We start from the raw sequence: 22,644 nt of genomic DNA on the forward strand, positions 1-22,644 counted from the left end.
CCACGCACACCTCTTGCATAAAACAGTTAACCTTCCTAATAATTGGCGGACAGTCGATGGCTGTGGATGCCCGACCGCTTGGTGGAGGACCACATGAGACGCCGCAGAAGCCTTGTCCTGTCCGTAGTCGCCGGCCTCGTCGCGGCGGTCGGCGTCACCTGGGCAGCGCTGCCCGCGTACGCCGCCGGCCCGACCGCTACCTTCGTGAAGACCTCCGACTGGGGCTCCGGCTGGGAGGGGAAGTACACCGTCACCAACGGCGGGACCAGCACGATCAACGGCTGGTCGGTCGCCTTCGACCTGCCCGCCGGCACCACGATGGGCAGCTACTGGGACGCGCTGCTGACCTCCTCGGGGCAGCGGCACACCTTCATTAATCGGTCCTGGAACGGCAGCATCGCGCCCGGTGCCTCGGTCTCGTTCGGCTTCCTCGCCACCGGCTCCGGCAGCCCGACCAACTGCACCCTGAACGGTGCGGCCTGCGGTGGCAGCACCCCGACCACCCCGCCGACCACCCCGCCGACCACCCCGCCACCGACCACCCCGCCGCCGACGACAAACCCGCCCACCTCCGGGCTGCCGAAACACTTCCTCACCGGGTACTGGCACAACTTCGACAACCCGGCCGTCGAGCTGCGGCTGCGGGACGTGCCCGCCGAGTACGACGTGATCGCCGTCGCCTTCGCCGAGGCGACCGGTACCCCCGGCGCGGTCACCTTCGGGATCGACCCGGGACTGTCGGCCTCGGTCGGCGGCTACACCAACGCCGACTTCACCGCCGACGTGCGGACCGTCAAGGCGCGGGGCAAGAAGGTCATCCTCTCGGTCGGCGGCGAGACCGGCCGGGTCGCGGTCAACGACGCGGCCTCCGCGACCAACTTCAGCAACAGCGTCCACGGCCTGATCCAGCAGTACGGCTTCGACGGTGTCGACGTCGACCTGGAGAACGGGCTCAACCCGACGTACATGGCGCAGGCGCTGCGGTCACTGCGCAGCCGGGTCGGGTCGGGCCTGATCATCACGATGGCGCCGCAGACCATCGACATGCAGTCGCCCTCGGTGTCGTACTTCAAGCTGGCGCTGGACATCCGGGACATCCTCACCGTGGTGCACACCCAGTTCTACAACTCCGGCTCGATGCTCGGCTGCGACCAGTCCTTCGCCTACTCCCAGGGCACCGTCAACTTCATGACCGCGCTGGCCTGCCTGCAACTCGAAGCCGGGCTCCGGCCCGACCAGGTGGCGCTCGGGCTGCCCGCCGGTCCCGGTGCGGCCGGCGGCGGCATCGTAGCGCCGAGCCTGGTCAACCAGGCGCTGGACTGCCTGGCCAAGGGGACGAACTGCGGCAGCTTCCGCCCGCCGCGCACCTACCCGGGCATCCGGGGCGCGATGACCTGGTCGATCAACTGGGATGTCAGCAACGGCAACAACTTCGCCCGGACCGTCCGGCCGCACCTGAACACGCTGCCCTGACCGGGTGGCAGACCGGCGACGCACCGGTGCCGGGCCGTTGTCAGCGGGTGCTGGCGGCCTGGCGCCGGTGCGAGCGCCGGCGCAGCTTCCTCCCCAGCCACAGCCCGATCATCGTCACGAAGACGGCAAGCAGCCCGTAGTCGACGTAGCTGGCGTACCTGTCGATCTGCTGCCACCGGGACCCGAGCCCGTAGCCGAGGCCGACGAAGATCGCGTTCCAGATGCCGCTGCCCAGCGCGGTCAGCGCCAGGAACCGGCCGACCGGCATCCGGTCGGCGCCGGCCGGGATCGAGACCAGGCTGCGGGCCACCGGGATCATCCGGCCGAAGAAGACCGCCCAGGAGCCGTACCGCTCGAACCAGCGGTCGGCCCGGTCCAGGTCGTCGGTGTCGACCAGCGGGACCCGGTCGAGCCAGCGCTTGAGCCGGTCCTCGCCCAGGGCCGCGCCGAGCCAGTAGAGCAGTACCGCGCCGAGCACCGAGCCGGCGGTGGCGGCCAACGCCACCAGGACCACGTTCATCCGTCCCTCGCCGGCCAGGTAGCCGGCCATCGCCAGCACCAGTTCGCTCGGCACCGGCGGGATGATGTTCTCCAGCGCGACCAGCAGACCCACCCCGGGCACGCCCATCGCGTCGATCACCTCGGCTATCCACCCGGTCAGCCCACCGAGTTGCGTCGGATCCACGTCCTGGGCGAGGGCCACCGCGCACCCACTCCTTCGTCGGCTCGTAGGTCGGCTCAGGGAAAGGCCTTCGCAGATCGGCTCAGGGAAAGCCCTTCGTAGGTCGGCTCAACGGAAAGCCCCGGGGAAGACGTCTTCCTACCCCGTGAACACCGCGGTTACACCGGCCGGCCCGGGCCCGGTACTCCGATCCGGTTTGCCGGCACGGCCGACCGGAAAAGAGCTTCGGCTATGACGGACCGGTGGTACGCCGAGGCGGTCGTCTACTGCCTCGACGTCGACACGTACGCCGACTCGGACGGTGACGGGATCGGCGACATCCAGGGCCTGATCGGCCGCCTCGACTATCTGGCACGGCTCGGGGTGACCTGCCTCTGGCTGCACCCGATCCATCCCTCGACGCAGCGCGACGACGGCTACGACGCCACCGACTTCTACGGCGTCGACCCCCGGCTCGGCACCCTCGGCGACTTCGCCGAACTGCTGCACCAGGCCGCCAACCGGGGCATCCGGATCATCATCGACCTGGTGGTCAACCACACCTCCGACCAGCACCCGTGGTTCTCCTCGGCCCGGTCCTCGCCAGACTCGCCCTACCGGGACTGGTACATCTGGTCCGAGGAGGAGCCGCCGGACCGGCGCCAGGGCATGGTCTTTCCGGGCGAGCAGGACGAGACCTGGAGCTACGACCGGACCGCGAAGGCCTGGTTCTACCACCGCTTCTACCGCTTCCAGCCGGACCTCAACTTCGGCAACCCGGCGGTACGGGCCGAGATCAGGAAGATCATGTCGTTCTGGCTCCAGCTCGGCGTGGCCGGGTTCCGGATCGACGCGGCACCGTTCATCATCGAGCTGACCGAGCCGGGCAACCCCGACTCGCCCAAGGACTTCGAGTTCCTGACCGAGCTGCGCCAGCACGTCCAGTGGCGGCGGGCCGACGCCCTGCTGCTGGCCGAGGCGAACGTGCAGCCGGCCCAGCTTGTCGACTACTTCGGCGACAGCGGCGGCTCCGCCAACCGGCTGCACATGCTCTTCGACTTCATGCTGAACGGCCGGCTGATGCTCGCGCTGGCCCGGCAGGACCCGGAACCGATCATCGACGCGCTCCGCGACACCCCGACGCTGCCGGCCGGTGCGCAGTGGGCCACCTTCCTGCGCAACCACGACGAGATCGACCTCTCCCGGCTCACCGCCGAGCAGCGGGCCCAGGTGTACGCGCAGTTCGGCCCGGACGAGAACATGCGGATCTACGACCGGGGCATCCGGCGCCGGTTGGCCCCGATGCTCGGCAACGACCGGCGCCGGATCGAGATGGCGTACGCCCTCCAGTTCTCGCTGCGCGGTACCCCCGTGCTCCGCTACGGCGAGGAGATCGGGATGGGCGAGGACCTGTCGCTGCCGGGGCGGGAGTCGATCCGTACTCCGATGCAGTGGTCGGGCAAGCCGAACGCCGGCTTCTCCAGCGCGCCCGCCGACGAGCTGGTCCGGCCGGTGATCGACAGTGGCGATTACGGCTACGAGCAGGTCAACGTCACCGCGCAACGGCACGACCGGGCGTCGCTGCTGGCCTGGTTCGAACGGATGATCCGTACCCTGCGGGAGGCCCCGGAGGTCGGCTCCGGCGCGTGCACGCACGTCGACCAGGAGATGCCGCCCGGGGTGCTCGCCCACCGCGCCGACGGCCCGACCGGTTGCATGCTCTTCCTGCACAACCTCGGCACCCGGCCGGCCGTGGTGAACCTGGGCGCGCTGTTTCCGGAGGCGGACATGCCGAACGACGTGCTCGCCGACCGCGAGTACCCGCCGGTCGGCAAGCTCGACGCGCTCGACCTGGCCGGCTACGGCTACCGCTGGATCCGGCTGCACCGCTCGGACTCGGTCGAGTGAGCCGTCGTCCTCGTGGCGGAGGGTCAGGAGGGGCGGGTGCGACGCAGCCAGAGCAGGCCGAGGACCGGCAGTACCAGCGGGATGTAGCCGTAGCCGCCGCCGAAGTCCGACCAGACGGTGTCGTCGGGGAAGAGGGCCGGGTCGAACAGGCTCAACGCCCCGACGTTGAGCACCCCGACGAGTTCCACGGTGCAGCAGACCAGCGCCGTGCGGCGCCCGACCCGGTCGCCCCGGGCCAGCCCGATCGTCGCCACGATGTAGATCACGGCGGCGAGCGCGGAGAGCAGGTACGCCACCGGCGCCTCGTCGAACTTGGTGATGATCTGCACTCCGGCCCGGCAGCTCGCGGCGATGGCGAAGAGGATGTAGACCGCGACCAGCGCCCGCCCCGGACCGCTGTTGAACCGCCGGGGCGGCCCGTCCGGGGTTGCCGTCCCGGTGCTCATCGTCTCAGCCACCGGGGACCTGCCAGGTCTGTTGCAGGCGTACCACGACCACGGGGATCACCAGGCAGACCACGGTCACGATCACCGAGCCCCAGCGGGTCGGCTCCATCCGGGCCAGCACGCCGGCCAGCGGCGGCAGGAAGACCAGGGTGATCAGGTAACCGGCGAAGGTGCCGGCCTCGGCGGGCTGCTCGCCGCCGATCCAGGCGGCCACCGCCGTCGCGGCGAGCGCGAGCAGGACCAGTTCCAGCACGGCCAGGCCGGCGAGGTGCGAGACGTCCGGCGGCCGGTTGCGCATCGTCGTCACCAGGCTCCAGACCGCGAGTACGAGCGACAGCACGATCGACGACGCGACCAGGAAGTCGTTCATCTGCTGACCCCGGTGCGGAGGCCGGCGCGGAGCGGCAGCACGGCGGCGCGGAACCGGTCTCGACTCACCCGGGCAGTCTACTAACCCATGTAGTAGGCCCTTGGGTGGGGCTGACCCGTTGGACCTGGACATGCGCCCTGGGAGCTAACTCTCTTCGGCTCGCTGACTGGGTCGGTGCTCCCGAATCCAGGCGTCGACGTCGGCACGATTCCAGACGCGCACCTTTCCGGACGCCACGGTATCGATGGGCGCCGGGAAGGTCTTCCGATTCGTGATCTCGGTGGCCCTGGTCCGCGACACCCCGCCGAGCATCTCGGCGACGTCGGAGAGGGCAACCAGTCGCATGACCTTGAAGGTATGCACGTGTAACCGGTACACGTTGCCACTTGCAACGTGGACGGTGGGCATGTGACAAGAGAGGCTGTTGGGCATGGGCCGTGTCGCTCGTGGCACTGGGTGCGGGGGCGGCACGTCGACCCTGGTCTGCCCGTGCGGCCGGCTCGCCCGCCCTCCTGGCGACCGGTCGCCGGGCAGGCCCGGACGCGAGGGGTGAGGTGGGATGTTCCCCGAGGACGATCTGCATCAACCCGTGCCGAAGGATCCAGGTCCGGCGAGCTTCCCGGCGGCCTGTTTGATGGTGATCTCCCACAGGCTGACCGGGGACAGGAAGACGTCCGGGTCGTGGCGCAGTCGGTCGAGGAACTCCTCGCCGAGAGTCGTGTCGCCGGTGATGGCCCAAAGCGCGATCGCGGGACTGTCGAGCTGCCCCGGCTGTGCCTCCGGCCGACCGTGGCGTTGTGCCGGCTGCTCAACGGCAGGGGTTCAGCAGACGGCAGCACTGTCCAGTGGGTGCATGAACGGGGCAGCTCGACAGTCCCGTACACAGGGGTTGTCCGGTATGGCCGGCCTCCGCCGGGCGGCGTCACCGTGGTGCCGGCCAACCCTTGCGCGACGGCCTCGGTCGGGGGTGGGCGATCATGGCGGGAATATCAGCACCTTCTATGATTGGCGGCACCCCCGACCGCCACCCTCACCGGGAGCCCGACCGCGTGGACCTGTCCGGCATCGACGCGCGCTCCGCGCTGCTGATCGCCGGTGGTGTGGTGTTGTTTTCCCTCCTCGTCCTCGCGGTGGTGGTGGACCGGCCGAGGACTCCACGACCCGATCCCGAGCGGCTGCGCGCCGCCGCCGAGGAGTTGGAGGCGTACGCGGTGGCGACCCAGACCGACGCCGGTCGTGCCGCCGCGATCGCCGGGGCGGCCCGGGTCGCCGTGGCCGAGGCCGAACGGCACCGGGACGAGGCGTGGGCGGACCAGGAGGCGGCCGAGCGGGAGTACGACCGGGCCTGGCAGGCGGTACTCGCCGGCCGGCAGGCGGCGGCCAGCGCACCGGCCCCCGATCCCGACCCTGATCCGGAACGCGACCGTGTGGTGTCCCGGGCCGCACTGGCGGCGTACCGCCGCGGAGATCTCTCGCTGCCGCAACTGCGGGAGGTGTTCCGGCGCAGCGGGAACTGGGACCCGGCGCAGGAGGAGCGGGAGCGCGCGCTCGACCTCGCCCGGATGTGCCTGGCGGAGGCACGCCGGGCGTACGACCGGGCGGCCGTGCTGACCCGGCGTGCCGAGCAGGAGGCCCGGGCGGCCGAGACCGCCGCCTGGGAACTGCTCTCCGAGGCGAACCGGGCGGTGGCAGAGGCGCGGGAGGCGTACCACACGGTCCAGCGGTTCAGCCAGCGGCGCGGGCGGGCCAAGCGACGCCGGCGGCGGACCGGTTAGGCCGGGCCGGTCAGGGCGGACCGGTCAGGGCGGCAAGGTTCGCCCGGGCGGATGTGTTAGGAAGAGTTCCCTGCTCAAAGCGGCGCGAAGAGGGGATTCCCGTGCTCACGTTCGGACTGTTCGGCACCGGTCACTGGGCGGCGGAGGTGCATGCCGCCGCGCTCGCCGGGCATCCCCGGGCCCGGCTCGCCGGAGTCTGGGGCCGGGACCCGGCCAGGGCCGGGGCACTGGCCGCCCGCTACGACGTGCCGGCCTACTCCGACGCCGACGCGCTGATCGCGGCCGTGGACGCGGTGTCGGTGGCGCTGCCGCCGGACGTACAGGCCGATCTGGCGGTGCGGGCCGCCACCGCCGGCCGGCACCTGCTGCTGGACAAGCCGCTGGCGCTGACCCTGCCGGACGCCGACCGGGTGGTGTCGGCCGCCGCGCAGAGCGGGATCGCCTCGGTGGTCTTCTTCACCAACCGCTTCAAGCCGAGCATCGCCACCTACCTGGCCAGCGCGGCGGCCACCGGTGGCTGGCACGGCGCCCGGGGCCTGATGTACGCGTCGATCTTCCAGCCTGGCAACCCGTACGGTGGATCGGCCTGGCGGCGGGAGCACGGCGCGCTCTGGGACGTCGGCCCGCACGCCCTCTCGCTGATCCTGCCGGTGCTCGGCCAGGTGACCCAGGTCGCCGCGATGGCCGGACCCCGGAACAGCGTGCATCTGACGCTGGCGCACGGCGGGACCGCGACGAGCACCCTGTCGCTGGCCCTGGACGCCCCGCCCGCCTCGACCACCTTCGAGTTCGCCTTCTACGGCGAGGACGGCATCGGCGTGCTGCCGGATCGGGACGGTACGCCGGTGGACGCGTTCCGGCTGGCCGTCGAGCAGCTCTGGACCGAGGTCGACAGCGGCACCCGCGACCAGCAGTGCGACGTACGGTTCGGCCGGGACGTGGTGGCGGTGCTCGCCGCCGCGGAGACCGCGCGTGAGCAGGGACGCACCGTCACCCTGCCGTCCTGAGCGCGGTGCCGGGCGCCCCTGCCGCGTGCCATCGGGTCGGGCCGCCCCGTGACGGCCCGACCCGACGGTCGGTCGGGGGAGTGCTGCTAGCCCCTGCCGACCCGGGCCAGCAGTTCCGGGCCGCGTGCCGCCAGCCTGCGGTGGGCGAGCCAGCCCAGCGCCCAGGCCAGCAGCAGCCCGCTGAGCACCCCGACCGGGGTGGCCGACCAGAGCATCGCCTCGTTGCCGGCCCGGGTGCCCTGGTAGAGCAGCCAGGCCGTCGGTGCGGCGACCACCGCGAGCAGGCCGAGCATCAGCCAGACCAGCCCGCCGACCGGGCCGCCGTCCTCGCCCGGGTTGCCGCCCCGGCGGTGCGGGTCCGCCATCCGGATCGGCACCAGCACCGAGACCAGCACCACCAGCCCGGAGCCGCCGCCGAGGACCACCGGCAGCAGCCCGGTCACCCACGGCAGCGTCCACCAGTGCACGGCGCCTACCAGCCCGGCGAGGGTGAGTACCACCGCCAGCGGGGCGACGACGAGCAGCCAGGCGACCTGCCGGGCACGTACGTCGGCGCGTTCCACCCCGGGCGCCATCATGGTCATCCAGAGGGCGGTGCCGTCGGAGCTGTAGAGGTGTGCCGAGCAGGAGACCAGCATGATCGCCACGACCAGCCCGGCCAGCGGCAGCAGGTCGCTGATCCGGATCACCAGCGGGAGCAGCACGAAGACCAGCCCGTACACCAGGGCGAAGCTGAGGTAGTGGATCCGGACCAGGTCCCGCCACCAGGTACGCAGCTCCTTGCCGAGCACCGCGCGGAAGGCGGAGCCCACCGGCGGCCGGGTGGCCGTTCGCCGGGCGACCCGGGAGACCGGTGCGGCGGACGGCCGGTCCAGCAGCCGGGCCCAGACGAGCAGGGCCAGCGCGGTCAGCCCGGCCAGCCCGGCGAGCGCGGCGGCGACCAGCGCCCAGTCGCCCCGGTGCGCCGAGGAGACCGCGACGACGGGCCAGCCGGACGGCAGGATCCGCAGTGTTCGGGCGGCGGCGGACGGCAGCCCGTCGGCGAACGGTCGGGCGCTGCCGCCCAGCGCGACGAAGACCACCCAGCACTGCGCCATTCCGGCGGTGATCACCGCCCAGGGCAGTGCGCTCAGCGCGGCACTCGCCCGACCGCCCAACACCGCCCCGAGGGTCGCCACCACCAGGCGGCCGAGCGCCACCAGCAGGAGTACCAGCAGGATCGCGGCCGGCACGCCGACCAGCGCCGGTACGACGCCGAGCCGGGCGCCGTACGCCACCAGGGCGGTCGAGGAGAGCAGGGTGACGGCCGGTCCGACCCCGGTCAGCGCGGCGCCGTAGAGCCCGAGGAGCAGGTCGCGGCGGCGTACCGGAAGCAGCGTCAGGTGGTCCCGGCGGATGCCCAGGTCACCGCCGCCGCCCAGGGCCGGCCCGGCCAGCCAGCCGACCAGCGTGCCGGCCAGGGTGAGGGCGAGCAGATCGCCGGCCCCAGCCGGGGTGCCCCGGCTGGCGAGCCAGAACATGCCGACGGCTCCGGCCAGGCCGCAGAGCGCGCCGAACCCGACGTTGTAGCCCTGGGTACCGCGCAACGACCGGCGCAGCAGCGTGAGCCGCAGGTCGATCAGGACGCCAACCACGACAGCTCCTCCCCGCTCGGCACCGGTGCGCCGACCAGCTCGACAAAGGCCTCCTCCAGGCTCCGGCCGCCCCGGACCTCGGCCACCGGCCCGGCCGCCACCACCCGGCCCCGGTCCATCACCCCGACCGAGTCGCAGACCTGCTCGACCAGCGCCATCACGTGGCTGGAGAGCACCACCGAGCCGCCACCGGCGACGAACCGGCGCAGGATGGCCCGGATGGTCGCCGCCGAGACCGGGTCGACCGCCTCGAACGGCTCGTCCAGGAGGAGCAGCCGGGGCGCGTGCAGCAGCGCGCTGGCCAGGCCGATCTTCTTGCGCATCCCGGCCGAGTAGCCGAGCACCAGGGTCCGCTCGGCCCGCTCCAGGTCGAGTACCCGGAGCAGCTCGTCGATCCGCCCGGCCAGCACGTCGGCCGGCATGCCCCGGAGCCGCCCGAAGTAGCCGAGCAGTTCCCGGCCGGTGAGCCGCTCCGGGAAGGCCAGCCCGTCCGGCAGTACCCCGACCTGGCGCTTGGCCTCGATCGGGTCCCGCCAGACGTCCACGCCGAAGATCTCGGCCCGGCCCGCGTCCGGCCGGAGCAGCCCGACCGCCATGGACAGGCTGGTGGTCTTGCCGGCACCGTTCGGGCCGACCAGCCCGAAGAACGAACCGGCCGGCACGGTCAGCTCGACGGAGTCGACTGCGGCGGTGTCGCCGAACCGTTTGGTCAGCCCGGTGAGCCGCAGCGCGGCCGGCGGGGCGGCCTGGGGGACCGGCTGGGGAGCGTCGATGTTCATGGCACAGACGCTAGGAATTTCCGGGGACGGCCAGAATGGGGCCGGATGCCGGGCACAGGTGTAGCTAACCCCACCCCCGCCCGGTGCTTTCCGGCACTGCCGCCGCCGCCCGGCACCGGCCAGACTTGGCCGCATGACAACCAGAGCGGTACGCACCGCCGCGCTCGCCCTGCTGCACGGGGTGGCGCTGGCCGGGCTGGGCCTGGCCGGGGCGGTGTCGCTCCTGGTGCACCTGGTCTTCTTCGTGCCGGGCTTCGGGCTCGGCCTGCTTTTCCTGCTGCCGCTGCCGATCCTGGCCGGGCGGCACCTGACCAACCTGGTGCGGCGGCTCGCCGGTGCCGGCCCCGGGACGCCGCTCGGCTCGCCGTACCGACCCCGGCCGGAGCCGCCGCAGCCGGAGGCGGACGGGCGCTATCCGCACGACAACCGGCTCTACCGGCGGCCCTGGGTGCCCGCCTTCCTCCGCCTGCTGAACTGGCTGCTCGGCGATCCGGCCACCTACCGCGACCTCGGCTGGATGACCCTCACCCCGGCGGTCGGGCTGCTGCTCGGCGGCCTGCCGGTCGTGCTGGTCGGCGCCGGCGGCTGGTACGCGGTGACCGCCGCCGGCCGGCACTGGTGGGCGGTACCGGCCGGACTCGCCGTCGCCGCCGCCGGACTGGCGGTGTCGCCGTGGCTGCGTACGCTGCACCTGCGGTGGACCCGGTGGTGGCTGGCTCAGACCGGGCGGCAGCCCGGCCGCCTCCGCGTGTGGTACGGGCGCCAACTCCTGCTGCTGCTCCGGCTGCTCTCCCTGCTCGGGCTGAGCCTGCTCGCCCTGCCCCTGGCCGCGCTCTCCGCCGTCGCCCTGCTGCTGACGTACGGGCTCGGCATGGTGGTGGTGCTGCCACCGGTGATCCAGAACATCCGCTGGTTGCCGGAACTTCGCCGACACCTGGCCGGACCGTGGAGCGGGGTGGCGGTGGACTCGCCGTACCTGCCCCGGCCCGAAGTGCCGGACCGCCGGCCGGACGGCCGCTACCAGGTGGGCAACAACCTCTACCAGACCGAGCGGTGGGCGGCGTACGGCTTGCGGTGGCGCTGGCTCACCCGGGACCCGGCAAGCTGGCGGGACTTCGGATGGCTGCTGCTCGACCCGGTGGTCGGCGGGCTGTCCCTGGCCGCCCCGCTCGCCGCGATCGGCTACGGGATCTTCGGCCTGGCCCTGCCGAGGCTGTGGATGCTGGTCGGGCTGCGGGCCGACGGCGGCACCGACGGGTACGCCTCGGTCGCCGGCTCCGGCGCGGCGGCGGTGCCGGTCGGGCTGGCCCTGGCCGCGCTCGGCCTGCTGGCCGCCCCGGCGGTGCTCCGGTTCAACGGCCGGTGGGCCGCGCTGCTGCTCGCCCCGACCGCCCGGGCCCGGCTGGCGCTGCGGGTGCAGCGGCTCACCGAGACCCGGGCCGACGCCACGGAGAGTCAGGCCGCCGAGCTGCGCCGGATCGAACGCGACCTGCATGACGGCGCCCAGGCCCGGCTGGTCGCGATGGGGATCAACCTCGGCAACGTCGAATACCTGCTGGAGAAGGATCCGCAGGCAGCCCGGGCGCTGCTGGCGGAGACCCGGCAGGCGTCGGCCAAGGCGCTGACCGAACTGCGCGACCTGGTCCGGGGCATCCATCCGCCGGTACTCGCCGAACGTGGGCTCGCCGACGCCGTCCGGGCGCTGGCCCTGGACACCCCGGTGGAGACCGAGGTCACCGTCGAGCTGCCCGGCCGGCCGGAGCCGCCGATCGAGTCGGCGGCCTACTTCGCGGTGAGCGAACTGCTCACCAACGCGGTGAAGCACGCCCGCGCCGCCCGGATCACCGTCGATCTCGGGTACGCCGACGGCCGGCTGCGGATCGTGGTCGGCGACGACGGACACGGCGGCGCGGACGAGGCGCGGGGTAGTGGACTGCGGGGCATCGCCCGCCGGCTCGGTACATTCGACGGCGTCGTCGACCTGAGCAGTCCGCCGGGTGGTCCGACGACGGTGATTCTGGAGGTGCCGTGCGCGTTGTCCTCGCCGAGGACCTCTATCTCCTGAGGGACGGCCTGTCCCGGATGCTGACCGCGCACGGCTTCGACGTGGTGGCGGCGGTGGAGACCGGTCCGGAGCTGCTGGCGGCGCTGCTGGAGCTGCGTCCCGACGTGGCCGTGGTGGACGTACGCCTGCCGCCCACCCAGACCGACGAGGGGCTCCAGGCGGCGCTGGCGGCCCGCCGGGAGGTGCCCGGACTGCCGGTGCTGGTGCTCTCCCAGCACGTCGAGCAGCTCTACGCCCGGGAACTGCTCGCCGACGGCACCGGCGGGGTCGGCTACCTGCTCAAGGACCGGGTCTTCAACGCGGAGCAGTTCGTCGACGCGGTACGCCGGGTGGCCGGCGGCGGCATGGCGATGGACCCGGACGTGATCGCCAAGCTGGTCGCCCGGAGCAGCCGGGACGCGCCGATGGCCCGGCTGACGCCCCGGGAGCGGGAGGTGCTGGAGCTGATGGCCGAGGGGCGGTCCAACAGCGCCATCGGGCAGCGGCTCTTCCTCAGCGAGAGCGCGGTCGGCAAGCACACCGCCAGCATCTTCGGCAAGCTCGACCTGGCGCCGTCGGACGACGACAACCGCCGGGTGCTGGCCGTGCTGGCATATCTCCAGCGGCAGGGGTGAGGTCCCGGTCGGCCGGGAGTGTCCCCGGCAGCGGTCAGGAGAGTTCGATGATCGCGTCGCCGATCTCGGCGGGGGTCTGGAACTGCTCGACCGGCAGCGACTGGAGCAGCTTGAGGGTCTGGGTGTCGACGCCGGTCTCCTGGGCCCAGCGCACCAGGTCCTCCTTTGACACCGGGTAGTCCAGTCCGGCGAGCGACTCCTGCAACTGGATCGCGTTAGCTCGCATACCTGGTCGTTTACCCAGTCCAGTCCCATCCACACCAGGGGTTTACCCGGCCGGTCCGCGGGGTAGCCGCCGCCCATGCAGGTTCACCGGCTCGGGGCCCCGGACGACTTCGACCCGCTGCTGGAGCGGATCGGCTCGGCCCGAGTGGTGATGCTGGGCGAGGCGAGCCACGGCACGTACGACTACTACCGGCTGCGCGAGCAGGTGACCCGGCGGCTGATCGCCGAGTGCGGTTTCTCGTTCGTGGCGGTGGAGGGCGACTGGCCGGACTGCGACCTGGTGCACCGCTCGGTGGTCGGCGCCCCGGGCGGGGACGACGACCCGCAGCGCGCGCTGGAACGGTTCGAGCGATGGCCGACCTGGATGTGGGCCAACGCCGAGGTGGCCCGGTTCTGCCGGTGGCTCCGGGCCTGGAACCTGGACCGGCCGGACGGGCAACGGGCCGGCTTCCACGGGCTCGACGTCTACAGCCTGTGGGACTCGATGCGGGCGATCCTGGACTACCTGGGCGAGGAGGACCCGGCGTCGCTGGAGGCCGCCCAGGAGGCGTACCGGTGCTTCGAGCCGTACGGCACCCGGATCGAGGAGTACGGGCTGGCCAGCCGGTTCGTCTCGGCCCGCTGTGAGGCCGAGGTGGTGCGGCTGTTGGCACGTACCCGCGAACGCGCCGCCGCCGACGGCGCCGACGCCTTCTCGGCCTGGCAGAACGCGGCGGTGGTGGCCGGTGCGGAGAGGTACTACCGGGCGATGGTCGGCGGCGGCCCGCAGTCCTGGAACGTCCGGGACAGCCACATGGCCGACACCCTCGACCGGCTGCTGGACCGGTACGGCCGGCAGGCCCGGGCGGTGGTCTGGGCGCACAACACACATGTCGGCGACGCCCGGGCCACCGACATGGCCCAGGGCGGGATGGTCAACATCGGCCAGCTCGCGCGGGAGCGGTACGGCGCCGACGACGTGGTGCTGGTCGGCTTCGGCAGCTACCAGGGCAGTGTGGTCGCCGCCAACCGGTGGGGCGCGCCGGCCGAGGTGATGACCGTGCCGGTGGCCCGGGCCGGGTCGGTGGAGGAGCGGCTGCACCACATGCTGCCCGAGCGGGCCATGCTGGTCTTCGACGACGACCGGCCGGACTGGCTGGACGACGAGGCCGACCACCGGGCGATCGGGGTGGTCTACGACCCGTCGTTCGAGGCGTGGGGCAACTACGTGCCGACCCGGCTCGGCGACCGGTACGACGCCTTCATCTGGTGCGACCACACCACGGCGCTGCACCCGCTGCCTGCCTCGACGGCCCCCGGCGAACTGGAGACGTACCCGTCCGGGGTCTAGGTCGACTCTGTGGCATCAGGTTCACCGGAGATGTGCCAGCGGCCGTCCGCTACCCGACCTCCTCGACGGTGCTGGTGCCGGAGCCCTCGCGGGACTCCCAGGACCAGGTCTCGTCGAGCCGCAGCCGGCCGTCCGGCAGCACGGAGATCCGGCTGACGCAGTGCCCGGTGGAGGTCTGGCCGGCGGTGTTGAGCTGCACGTAGCGGAAGTCGAGGGTGTCGCCGTCCCGGGTGCCGACCAGGTGGCCGGTCCGGACGCTGCCGCCGGCGTACGTCGCCGAGACCTCCCCGCCGCGCTCCCGGTAGTCGAAGACGGTCGCGGCGTCGACCTCGCCGCCGTCGACCTCGCCCACCGCGCGGAACCGCCGGCCGTCCAGCGACGGCAGCGCTTTCCCGGGTACGTCGTCGGCGACGACCCGCTCGAAACAGAGCTGGTTGTACGGGCTGTCGCCGTACACCGGGATCTGCCGGTAGCCGGCCGAGCGGTAGAGCGCCGCCGCCTCGGCCAGCGATCCGTGAGTGCCCAGCCGCACGGTGTGCAGGTCGCGGGTCACCGCCTGCCGTTCCAGCTCTGCGAGCAGCCGGCGGCCGAGCCCCAGGCCACGGGCGTCGGCGTGCACCCACAGGTGGCACAGCTCAGCGACACCGGGCGCGTACGTCCGGATTCCGCCGCAGCCGATCGGATTGTCATGCTCGTACGCGACCAGGAAGGCACCGCCGGCCCCGCCGACCTCGGCCGGGTCCACCAGCGCCCGGCTGTCGTAGCCCTCGGGGAACCGGGTCGACAGTTCGGCGGCGTACTCGGCCAGGCAGTGCCGGGCGCTGGCTGAGTCGGCGTCGGTCAGCTCGACCGTGACGGCGGCCAGCCGGAGTAGCCGGCGGGTTCGGTGCTGGGCGGTGATCAGCTCCGCCCGCTGGGCGGCGGTGAGCGGTGCCAGCAGCTCGCTGGCGGCGGCGGTGGAACGCCGCTCCAGCTCGGCGAGTTCGGCGGTGCCGGCGGCGGTCAGCTCGGCGACCCGGACCCGGCGGTCCGTCTCGTGCGCCCGGAGTTGGACCAGGCCCTGCCCTTCCAGGGAGCGGAGTGACCGGCTCAGGTAACCGGAGTCCCAGCCGAGCCGGGTACGCAGGTCGCGGACTGGCGCGCCGGTGCCGATCTCGTAGAGCAGCCGGGCCTCGCTGAGCGGCCGGTCCTGGCCGAGGTAGCGGTCGGTGAGCAGCCCGATCCGCTGCGAGTAGTAGCGGTTGAAGTCGCGGACCGACCGAGCCTGTTCGATCATCGCCGCCTGTCCGATCGTCGCCGTCATTTTTCTGACTATAGTCAGAGACCTCTCGGTGGTCAGTCCTCCGGCACTCCGGTCCGGAACTCCGGCGGGTCGTGCATCAGGAAGTCCCGGTGACTGATGTTCCAGGCGTACGCGCCGGCCATGCCGAAGACGATCGTGTCGCCGGCCGCGATCCGGCCCGGCGGCGGCAGTTCGGCCGCGTCCGGCACCCGGGCCAGCACGTCCTTCGGGGTGCAGAGCTGCCCGACGATGGTCACCGGGCCGGCCCCGGTGACCGGCCGGGGAAACGGGTATCCCCACTCCGGTCGGGGCAGCACGGTGAACGGCTGGGAGTGCGACTTCGCGGCCGGGGTACGAAGCTGGTGCGTGCCGCCGGTCACCACCACGAACCACTCGGCGCCGGAGCGCTTCACGTCCAGCACCCAGACCCGATAGCGGCCGCAGTAGACGGTCATTGCCCGGCCCGGCTCGATCCGCACCGTCCGGCCGGGATACTCGGCGAGCAGCCCGGCCAGCGCGGCGCCGTACGCCGGCCAGTCGAACCGGGCCGTCGGATCGGCGTAGTCGACCGCCATCCCGCCGCCGACGTTCACCTCGCGGGCGTCGAGTTCGGCCACCGCCCACTCGACGAGCGTCCGGGCCACGGCGGCGGCACCGGGCGCGGCGAATCCGCTGCCGAGGTGGGCGTGCACGCCACGGATCCGGATCCCGGGCAGGTCGAGCCGGGCGCAGGCCCGGGCGTCGGCCGGAGACATGCCGAACGGGCTGGGCCGGCCCCCCATCACCAGCACCGCCTCGCCGACCGGCACCGGCAGGTTGACCCGGAGCAGCACGTCGGCGACCGTGCCCCGGTGCACGGCCAGCCGGGCGAGCCGGCGCAGCTCGGTCGGAGACTCGACGTGGAACCGGTGCACCCCGGCGGCCAGCCCGGCAGCCAGCTCCGGGTCGGTCTTGCCCGGCCCGCCGAACGCCGCCGGGGCGGTACCCGGGAACACCTCGGCGAGGTGCCGCAGCTCGCCGCCGCTGGCCGCCTCGAAGCCGTCGACGTGCGGCGCCAGGGTACGCAGGATTCCCGGGTCCGGGTTCGCCTTCATCGCGTACAGCAGCTCGACCCCGGCCGGCAGCGCGGCCCGGACAGCCGCTGCCGACTCGGCCAGCCCGGCCAGGTCGTACCAGTAACTCGGCCGAGCGATATCGGGTCCCAGGTTCACCAGTTCGCCTTTCGTTCGCGTTGCGGGGCTCGCAAACCCGGCTCACTCCTCGCGCTCACCAGGCGCCTCCGATCGGGTTGGGGAACGGCAGGTAGCCGGCGTTCCGGTCGGCGGCCCGCTGCCAGCGCACCAGCAGGTTGGCCTTGACCGGCAGCGGTACGCCGGCCAGCAGGGCACGCAGCCGGGGCGGGTCGCCGAGCCGGGCCGACGTCTCCACCACCACCTCGCGCAGTGCAGCCCAGAGCCGCGCCTCGACCCCGGGATGCGCGTCGGCGAGTGCTCCGGCCAGCTCCACCAGATGGTTGACGAAGAGGCAGTAGCTGACCCGGTTGAACGCCTGCTCGGGGTCGTACCCGATCGGGGCCGGCAGGCGAGCGAGCCAGTCGGCCCGGCGCTCGGTGTCGAGTTTGACGCCCTCCAGATCGCGCAGCAGCATCCGCACCGGCCGCCGGTCGGCGTCCAGCACCACCACCACGTTCTGCAGGTGGGCCTCGTGCACCACCCCGTGCCGCCACCAGAGGTCCAGCACCGCCGGGACGAGCAGCCGGACGTACGCCTCCCACCAGCCGACCGGGTCGGCCACCGCGAGCGGCGCGGCGGCCAGGGCGGCGGCGATCAACGGCGTCTCGTCCTCGGCCAGGTGCGGGCGCAGCCCACCCCGCAGGATCACCCCGTACGTCTCGTCCAGCCCCGGCAGCTCCACCGTCCGGTACGCCGGCTCGGGCAGCAGCGCCACCCCGGCCGGCAGGGGCAGTTCGGCGAGGAGCCGGGTGAGCGCCACCGCACCGGTCAACTCGTAGCGGGCGTTCTTGCGTACGCAGTTGGTGATCCGGACGTGCAGGCTGGTCTTGACGAACAGGTCCGCGCGGGGTGCGTAGAGAGTCCGCACGCTGGCGGTCGGGCGCAGCACGGCCCCGGCCACGCCGAGGTCGCGCAGCCGGGGGTCGAGCGGCCGGGACAGCTCGAACTGCCAGGGGTGCACCGGCAGTACGGCGTGCCCGGCCGGCGCCGGGGGCGGATCGAGTGCCTCGATCAGCTCGTCGAACGGTCCGTCCGAGCCGAGCAGCGCCTCCGGTACGGCGATCCAGCGCAGCCGCAGGCTGGTACGCAGCTCGGGAGCGTACGCGTTCCACGCCTCGACGTCGCCGCTGCGCCACTTCGGGGCCGGATGCCGGGGGTGGCCGTGCACCAGTGACTGTTCCGAGTCCACATAGGAGTCGATCACCGGGTCGCCGGTCGGGTCCGGATCGGCGGGCGGGCGCAGCCGGAGTACCCGGTCCAGCGCGTCCCGGCTCGCCACCACCTGCCCGGCGAACTCGTCGTTGCGTACCCCGGTGCGCAGGGTCAGCTCGTCGGCGACCAGCGTGGCGAGCCCGGCCGCGTCCACCGGTGACCAGGATCCGGCGGAGAACCGCTGCACCGGGCCCTCGTAGCGGTGTGCCCCCACCTCGGAGACCCGGGCCACCGCACAGCGCAGCAGTACGGCACTGCGCGGCAGCCGTACCACGGCGTGGCCGTCGGCCAGCATGGTCTGCCGTTCCGGACCGGCGACCTCCCGCGCGACGCAGCCGAGCAGCGTGTGCGTGCTGGCGACGTCGGCGGTGGGCCGGGACACAGCGGCGGTCATCGACAGCTCCTTGCCGCGACGCGGCCCGCCCCCGACCGCGGTCACCGATCGGACCGCAGATAGTTGGGGCCGGTACGCAGGTAGTACTTGTTGATGTCGGCACAGCCGGTGCGCTGCTTCGGCAGCAGCGTTCCGGCGGTGAGCATCGCCTTGACCGGCAGGTGGTCGGCGGTCAGGACGCGCTCGGTGAGCAGCCGCCCGGCGGCGGCCACGTCCCAGCCGACCGGACCGGGTGCGTTCGTGACGCTATCGGTCGGGCCGGGCGGGGTCGTGCGGGGTGGGGTGCTGGTCCAGCGGTCCCGGGTGGCGAGCAGCCGGGGGCGCAGCGCCGCGCCCGGGTCCGGCACCGGTACGCCCCGCTCGGCGAGGGCGCGCAGTGGCGCCGCCGCAGCGAGGTGCAGCGTGATCGTGGTGAACACGTCGGCCAACTCGCCGGGATCCGTGATCCACATCCGCGCGTCCCGGAGGGCCGGCCCGGGGCGCCGGACCAGCCGGGCACCGTCGTTGTCCTTGTAGAGCAGCCGGAGCCCGCCGCCGGCCGGTCCGGTCCGCTGCCGCCCGAGCTGGCTGGCGGCAGCCGGGCGACCGGCCGCCCCGGTGCCGCCCCGCCCGGGACCGGCGCCGGTGCCCCGGTCGGTCTCGTCGGGCGGGTCGGTGCCATCGAGCCGGTCAGTGTCATCGGGCGGGTCGAGGACGAGGTGGATGTTCTGCTGGTGCGCCTCCAGCGCGATACCGTGTCGCAGCCAGAGATAACCGTGCCAGTCGACCAGCAGGTCCAGATAGGACTCCAGCAGCCGCCGCGGATCCGCCCCGGCCACCCGCTGCGCGACGGCCCCGCCGGCCGGGTCCTCGGCGGCCAGCGCCGCGACCGGGACCACGACCCGCCCGGCCAGCTCGGCCGGGAAGCGGCGGACCAGGAAGGACCGGACGGGGTCGCCGGCATGGCCGTAGCAGCTCTCGTCGGCGTGCAGGATCCGACCCGCGAACGCCGGCTCGGCGGCGGCGATCCGGGCCAGCAGCCGGTGCAGTTCCGCGCCGTCGACCAGGGTGCCCGGCGCGATGGTACGGAGGTTCCGGACCCCGAGCGCCGCCGTGGCCAGCGGCAGCTTCAGGTGCGTGTACGGATCGTCGACCAGCGCCACCGTCCGGGTCGACAGGGTCGGCCGGACGAGCACCTCGGGCGCGTCGGCGCGGACCGGCAGGTGGAGCCGGTCGGCGGTGACCGGATGCACCGGCAGCAGCACCGTCGCCGGCTCATCGGACGGCGGCCACCAGTGCGGCAGCGCACCGGCGAGGGTCAGTTCGGCGCGGGGCACCGGTAGCCAGCGCAGCGGGAAGGTCGGGGCGTGCTCCGGGGCGTACCCGAGCAGGGCGGTGCGGTCCAGGCCGATCCGGGCCCGGCTGGTCGGATAGACCGGGTGGTCCGCCCGGGCGGCCAGTACGTCGTCGAGCAGCGCTCCGGCCATCCCGTCCGGGGTGCGGGCGCGGGTGGCGAGCAGGTCGGGGTAGACCCGGGAGCGGGTCTGCGCGGCGAGCCGGCGGGCGACGAGATCGTCCCGGCACTCGGCGCGGAACGCGGCCCACCCCGCCTCGGCCTCCGGATCGTCCACCGGGGCGAGCACGTCGAGCAGCCCGTCGAGGCTCCGCACCACCCGCCCTCGCGCACCGGAGCCGGTCTCGCCGTCGCGCAGCGCCATTCGTTCCGGGTCCGGCTCGTCGTCGGGCGGTACGGCCGGCTCGGGCCCGTCGTCGGGCAGCACCACCAGTTCCGGCCGGGCGGTACGCACTTCGTGCTGGAACCCGTCGGGCTCGACCGGCAGCCGCAGCCGGGCGCCGGGAATCCGGGTGAGCCACCATCGGCCGCTGCGACGCCCGTTGCCGGCCAGGCCGAGGTGGTCCTCGCGGAGCAGCGCGTCCAGTACCCGCTGGAAGAGCTGCCGTTCGGCGGCGTCGGCGCCGACCGCGGTCACCGCACCGCCCCGGAGGTCCGGTGGATCCATCGGCGGACACCGCGGCCAGGTCCGCCGCCTGGTTTCGTTCGTCGTCGGGTGCTCATGCTTTGATCTTCCAGCGATGGGCCGCCCGGAAGTCGCGGAGCGCCTCGCGCACGGTCGCCGGATCGGGGCCGATCCCGTGCAGCGCGGCCAGATAGTCCCGGTTGGTGCCGGTCAACGGCGCCGTCACCCCGACTGTCCGGAGTGGACGCGAGCCGAGCAGGACTCCGCCCGGTCCGGTCGCGTCCACCGGGCCTGGCGCGGCGACCAGGGTCCCGGAGCGGTCGGCACAGACCCACTCGACCCGGGCGTGCCGGGCCAGCCTCACCGGGTCGGGCAGGGCCGGCAGCGGATCGCCGGCGTGGATCCGGATGACCTGCGCGAACAGGGGCAGGCCGAGCAGTTCGGCCATCACCAGGTCGACCCGGTCGCCGATCAGCCGGTAGTTGACCTCGACGAGCCGGGCCCGGCCGTCGGCGACGACGAACTCGGTGTGGCAGGCTCCGAAGCCGACGCCGAGCGCGTCGAGCTGGGCGAGTACCTGGGCCAGCAGCGGTGCCGGCAGGTCAGGTGCCCAGTCGAGGGCCTCCTCGGTGAAGGTCGGCGGCGGTCCGAGGCTGGTCCGCCAGCCGCCGAGCACGGCTGTCGTGGTGGCGTCGCCGAGGGTCTCCAGCGTGTGCAGGTCGCCGGCCAGGTATTCCTCGACCAGCAGGCTCTGGCCGGGCCGCCGGGCGCGGATCTCCGCGACCCGGCGGCGCAGCTCGGCCACCCCGTCGACCAGATAGACGTCCTCGCTGGCCACGCCCTCGCGGGGCTTCACCACCGCCGGGAACGGCACGGTCACGGCCCGCTCCGGGGGATCGTCCGGGCCGAGCGCCACCGCCGCCACCCGGTCCAGTCCGGCGTCGGCGACGGTACGCCGGGTCAGCCGCTTGTCCTTGCCGCGCAGCGTCGCCCGCCAGTCCTTGCCGGGCAGTCCCAGGTACTCCGCGGCGAGCGCGGTGGGGGTCTGTAGGTGGTCGCTGTTGGACAGCAGCGCGACCGGCGGCTCGCCCCGGTGCACCGCGTCGAGTACGCCCCGCACGTCGCGGACGTCCGCGCCGGACACCTCCGCCCCGGACCGCTGGGCCGGGCTCGCCGGCCAGGCGGCAGGTTGGTCGGTCAGCACCGTCACCGGCAGCCCGAGCCGGGCGGCCGCCGGCAGGAAGCCGTCGAGTACCGAGTCGGTCGGGTTGAGCGCGGTCAGATAGAGCCGCACGGCGTTACTTCGCGGGGTCGACCTGGAAGGCCTGCGCGAGGTCGTCGAGGACGGAGTGGGCACCCTTCACCGAGACGGAGGTCATCCAGGTGTCCGTGGTGTCCTTGACCGCGTCGCCGAGATAGTCCGGGAAGGTCTGCTGCTGCGGCTTCGCCTTGATTTCGGTGCTGCCCTCGTCGTGGGTGATGGTGCGGGTGAATTCGGCGTCGACTGCGGGCCCCTGACCGGTGTCGGACCCGCCCGCCGGGTCCGAGGTGCCACAGGCCGACAGCCCGACGGCCAGGGTCAGCCCGGTCAGACCGGCGGCGAGCCGGAGGGCTGCCCCGCGGCCGCGCGCGAATCGACGCATGGAATTTCCTTCTTCCTGCACTAAGGTAAGGCTCTCCTACTTCGCAGTTAGGTTAACCTTGCTCACTGCGGAATGGAAACTGCGAAACCGATCACCCAGATCGTGTCGCCCCTGGTCACCGACACAGGTGGTCGGCGTACCGGCACCCGTGGTTGAGGTCGTGCAGCACCATCACCGTCGTGGTGCCGTCCCGCTGGTTCAACTCGGCGACCAGCTCCAGCACGCCCACCTGGTAGGCCAGGTCCAGATAGGTGGTCGGCTCGTCCACAGCAGCACCCGGGTGTCACCCCGACCAGCGGGCCGAGCAGCGTACGCGGGAAGCGCAGTTCCGCGACGAGCAGCGCGTCTCCGCTCCGGTCACCGGTCACCGGTCACCGGTCACCGGTCGCAACGCCTCGCCCGGCGGTACGTGCTTCGCGCCGATCAGCACGCTCGCCAGGCAGGCCAGCGCGACCGCAGCGACCAGCACCAGCACCAGACCGGTAAGCCGATTGGCCGCCCCGGACAGTGGGCGGCGGTGCCTGGCCCGGTACTGCCGGGGGGCGGAGGGTTAGGCAGCTAAGCAAGACAAGCCAGGTCTGGCCAGCAGCTCAGCGGGCTGCCGGCGACGCGGCGGACCCGGGTGGTGGGTGCCCA

General features: G+C 73.1%; 21 protein-coding genes and 1 pseudogene. 7 read left to right on the plus strand and 15 right to left on the minus strand.

Annotated elements, in window-relative coordinates:
• Window positions 1-93: 93 nt before the first annotated feature.
• Window positions 94-1,473: a chitinase gene (locus tag R6Y94_RS39350; RefSeq protein ID WP_318401934.1), complete on the plus strand. Its 1,380-nt coding sequence runs from the start codon at window positions 94-96 to the stop codon at window positions 1,471-1,473.
• 40 nt (window positions 1,474-1,513) lie between these two features.
• Here R6Y94_RS39350 and R6Y94_RS39355 read toward each other — a convergent pair whose 3' ends face one another.
• Window positions 1,514-2,176: a DedA family protein gene (locus tag R6Y94_RS39355; RefSeq protein WP_318401936.1), complete on the minus strand. Its 663-nt coding sequence runs from the start codon at window positions 2,174-2,176 to the stop codon at window positions 1,514-1,516.
• A gap of 210 nt (window positions 2,177-2,386) precedes the next feature.
• Here R6Y94_RS39355 and R6Y94_RS39360 point away from each other — a divergent pair, with 210 nt between their 5' ends.
• A complete protein-coding gene (locus tag R6Y94_RS39360; RefSeq protein ID WP_318401937.1) occupies window positions 2,387-4,042 on the plus strand; it encodes an alpha-amylase family protein in 1,656 nt (551 codons plus the stop codon).
• 23 nt (window positions 4,043-4,065) lie between these two features.
• Here R6Y94_RS39360 and R6Y94_RS39365 read toward each other — a convergent pair whose 3' ends face one another.
• From R6Y94_RS39365 to R6Y94_RS39380, 4 genes and pseudogenes are all read right to left on the minus strand, one after another.
• The gene (locus R6Y94_RS39365; protein ID WP_318401964.1) at window positions 4,066-4,488 is read right to left on the minus strand and encodes a hypothetical protein; all 423 of its coding nucleotides are present in this window, start codon (window positions 4,486-4,488) and stop codon (window positions 4,066-4,068) included.
• Between the two features lie 4 nt (window positions 4,489-4,492).
• Window positions 4,493-4,858: a hypothetical protein gene (locus R6Y94_RS39370; protein WP_318401939.1), complete on the minus strand. Its 366-nt coding sequence runs from the start codon at window positions 4,856-4,858 to the stop codon at window positions 4,493-4,495.
• A 144-nt stretch (window positions 4,859-5,002) separates the two neighbouring features.
• A complete protein-coding gene (locus tag R6Y94_RS39375; RefSeq protein ID WP_318401941.1) occupies window positions 5,003-5,203 on the minus strand; it encodes a hypothetical protein in 201 nt (66 codons plus the stop codon).
• A 258-nt stretch (window positions 5,204-5,461) separates the two neighbouring features.
• Window positions 5,462-5,605 (minus strand): annotated as a pseudogene (locus R6Y94_RS39380) (PIN domain nuclease); the annotation flags it as partial.
• A gap of 302 nt (window positions 5,606-5,907) precedes the next feature.
• Here R6Y94_RS39380 and R6Y94_RS39385 point away from each other — a divergent pair.
• Window positions 5,908-6,633 (plus strand): hypothetical protein, encoded by a 726-nt coding sequence (locus R6Y94_RS39385; protein ID WP_318401943.1) that lies wholly within the window; start codon window positions 5,908-5,910, stop codon window positions 6,631-6,633.
• A gap of 101 nt (window positions 6,634-6,734) precedes the next feature.
• The gene (locus tag R6Y94_RS39390; RefSeq protein ID WP_318401945.1) at window positions 6,735-7,640 is read left to right on the plus strand and encodes a Gfo/Idh/MocA family oxidoreductase; all 906 of its coding nucleotides are present in this window, start codon (window positions 6,735-6,737) and stop codon (window positions 7,638-7,640) included.
• A gap of 86 nt (window positions 7,641-7,726) precedes the next feature.
• Here the strand turns inward: R6Y94_RS39390 and R6Y94_RS39395 are convergent, their stop codons facing one another.
• On the minus strand, window positions 7,727-9,274 hold the full coding sequence (locus R6Y94_RS39395; protein ID WP_318401946.1) for a hypothetical protein: 1,548 nt from the start codon (window positions 9,272-9,274) through the stop codon (window positions 7,727-7,729).
• Complete coding sequence (locus R6Y94_RS39400; protein ID WP_318401948.1) at window positions 9,259-10,053, minus strand: ABC transporter ATP-binding protein; 795 nt, start codon at window positions 10,051-10,053, stop codon at window positions 9,259-9,261. The genes R6Y94_RS39395 and R6Y94_RS39400 overlap by 16 nt, the downstream gene beginning before the upstream one ends.
• A gap of 133 nt (window positions 10,054-10,186) precedes the next feature.
• Here R6Y94_RS39400 and R6Y94_RS39405 point away from each other — a divergent pair, with 133 nt between their 5' ends.
• On the plus strand, window positions 10,187-12,118 hold the full coding sequence (locus R6Y94_RS39405; protein WP_318401949.1) for a sensor histidine kinase: 1,932 nt from the start codon (window positions 10,187-10,189) through the stop codon (window positions 12,116-12,118).
• On the plus strand, window positions 12,082-12,732 hold the full coding sequence (locus tag R6Y94_RS39410) for a response regulator transcription factor (protein ID WP_318401951.1): 651 nt from the start codon (window positions 12,082-12,084) through the stop codon (window positions 12,730-12,732). The genes R6Y94_RS39405 and R6Y94_RS39410 overlap by 37 nt, the downstream gene beginning before the upstream one ends.
• A 34-nt stretch (window positions 12,733-12,766) precedes the next feature.
• Here the strand turns inward: R6Y94_RS39410 and R6Y94_RS39415 are convergent, their stop codons facing one another.
• Complete coding sequence (locus tag R6Y94_RS39415; RefSeq protein ID WP_318401953.1) at window positions 12,767-12,958, minus strand: DUF2795 domain-containing protein; 192 nt, start codon at window positions 12,956-12,958, stop codon at window positions 12,767-12,769.
• A gap of 75 nt (window positions 12,959-13,033) precedes the next feature.
• On the opposite strand from R6Y94_RS39415, the gene R6Y94_RS39420 reads away from it, so the two are divergent.
• On the plus strand, window positions 13,034-14,287 hold the full coding sequence (locus tag R6Y94_RS39420; protein ID WP_318401954.1) for an erythromycin esterase family protein: 1,254 nt from the start codon (window positions 13,034-13,036) through the stop codon (window positions 14,285-14,287).
• A gap of 49 nt (window positions 14,288-14,336) precedes the next feature.
• Here R6Y94_RS39420 and R6Y94_RS39425 read toward each other — a convergent pair whose 3' ends face one another.
• From R6Y94_RS39425 to R6Y94_RS39455, 7 genes are all read right to left on the minus strand, one after another.
• On the minus strand, window positions 14,337-15,590 hold the full coding sequence (locus R6Y94_RS39425) for a MarR family winged helix-turn-helix transcriptional regulator (RefSeq protein WP_318401956.1): 1,254 nt from the start codon (window positions 15,588-15,590) through the stop codon (window positions 14,337-14,339).
• A 32-nt stretch (window positions 15,591-15,622) separates the two neighbouring features.
• Entirely contained in the window at window positions 15,623-16,780 is a 1,158-nt protein-coding gene (locus R6Y94_RS39430) for an alanine racemase (protein ID WP_412102984.1), read from the minus strand.
• 55 nt (window positions 16,781-16,835) lie between these two features.
• A complete protein-coding gene (locus tag R6Y94_RS39435; protein ID WP_318401958.1) occupies window positions 16,836-18,407 on the minus strand; it encodes an IucA/IucC family protein in 1,572 nt (523 codons plus the stop codon).
• 41 nt (window positions 18,408-18,448) lie between these two features.
• On the minus strand, window positions 18,449-20,407 hold the full coding sequence (locus R6Y94_RS39440; protein ID WP_318401959.1) for an IucA/IucC family siderophore biosynthesis protein: 1,959 nt from the start codon (window positions 20,405-20,407) through the stop codon (window positions 18,449-18,451).
• 52 nt (window positions 20,408-20,459) lie between these two features.
• Window positions 20,460-21,659: a siderophore biosynthesis protein gene (locus R6Y94_RS39445; RefSeq protein WP_318401961.1), complete on the minus strand. Its 1,200-nt coding sequence runs from the start codon at window positions 21,657-21,659 to the stop codon at window positions 20,460-20,462.
• Between the two features lie 4 nt (window positions 21,660-21,663).
• On the minus strand, window positions 21,664-22,008 hold the full coding sequence (locus R6Y94_RS39450; protein WP_318401963.1) for a hypothetical protein: 345 nt from the start codon (window positions 22,006-22,008) through the stop codon (window positions 21,664-21,666).
• 115 nt (window positions 22,009-22,123) lie between these two features.
• Window positions 22,124-22,276: a hypothetical protein gene (locus R6Y94_RS39455; RefSeq protein ID WP_412102985.1), complete on the minus strand. Its 153-nt coding sequence runs from the start codon at window positions 22,274-22,276 to the stop codon at window positions 22,124-22,126.
• Window positions 22,277-22,644 lie beyond the last annotated feature (368 nt).

The organism is Plantactinospora sp. KLBMP9567 (assembly GCF_033446045.1).
Taxonomy (GTDB): Bacteria; Actinomycetota; Actinomycetes; order Mycobacteriales; family Micromonosporaceae; genus Plantactinospora.

Coding starts and splice junctions, on each gene's coding strand:
- R6Y94_RS39350 (WP_318401934.1), top strand. CDS start 94: ATGAGACGCCGCAGAAGCCTTGTCCTGTCCGTAGTCGCCGGCCTCGTC.
- R6Y94_RS39400 (WP_318401948.1), bottom strand. CDS start 10,053: ATGAACATCGACGCTCCCCAGCCGGTCCCCCAGGCCGCCCCGCCGGCC.
- R6Y94_RS39440 (WP_318401959.1), bottom strand. CDS start 20,407: ATGGATCCACCGGACCTCCGGGGCGGTGCGGTGACCGCGGTCGGCGCC.
- R6Y94_RS39450 (WP_318401963.1), bottom strand. CDS start 22,008: ATGCGTCGATTCGCGCGCGGCCGCGGGGCAGCCCTCCGGCTCGCCGCC.
- R6Y94_RS39425 (WP_318401956.1), bottom strand. CDS start 15,590: ATGACGGCGACGATCGGACAGGCGGCGATGATCGAACAGGCTCGGTCG.
- R6Y94_RS39405 (WP_318401949.1), top strand. CDS start 10,187: ATGACAACCAGAGCGGTACGCACCGCCGCGCTCGCCCTGCTGCACGGG.
- R6Y94_RS39435 (WP_318401958.1), bottom strand. CDS start 18,407: ATGACCGCCGCTGTGTCCCGGCCCACCGCCGACGTCGCCAGCACGCAC.
- R6Y94_RS39360 (WP_318401937.1), top strand. CDS start 2,387: ATGACGGACCGGTGGTACGCCGAGGCGGTCGTCTACTGCCTCGACGTC.
- R6Y94_RS39365 (WP_318401964.1), bottom strand. CDS start 4,488: ATGAGCACCGGGACGGCAACCCCGGACGGGCCGCCCCGGCGGTTCAAC.
- R6Y94_RS39420 (WP_318401954.1), top strand. CDS start 13,034: ATGCAGGTTCACCGGCTCGGGGCCCCGGACGACTTCGACCCGCTGCTG.
- R6Y94_RS39375 (WP_318401941.1), bottom strand. CDS start 5,203: ATGCGACTGGTTGCCCTCTCCGACGTCGCCGAGATGCTCGGCGGGGTG.
- R6Y94_RS39370 (WP_318401939.1), bottom strand. CDS start 4,858: ATGAACGACTTCCTGGTCGCGTCGTCGATCGTGCTGTCGCTCGTACTC.
- R6Y94_RS39415 (WP_318401953.1), bottom strand. CDS start 12,958: ATGCGAGCTAACGCGATCCAGTTGCAGGAGTCGCTCGCCGGACTGGAC.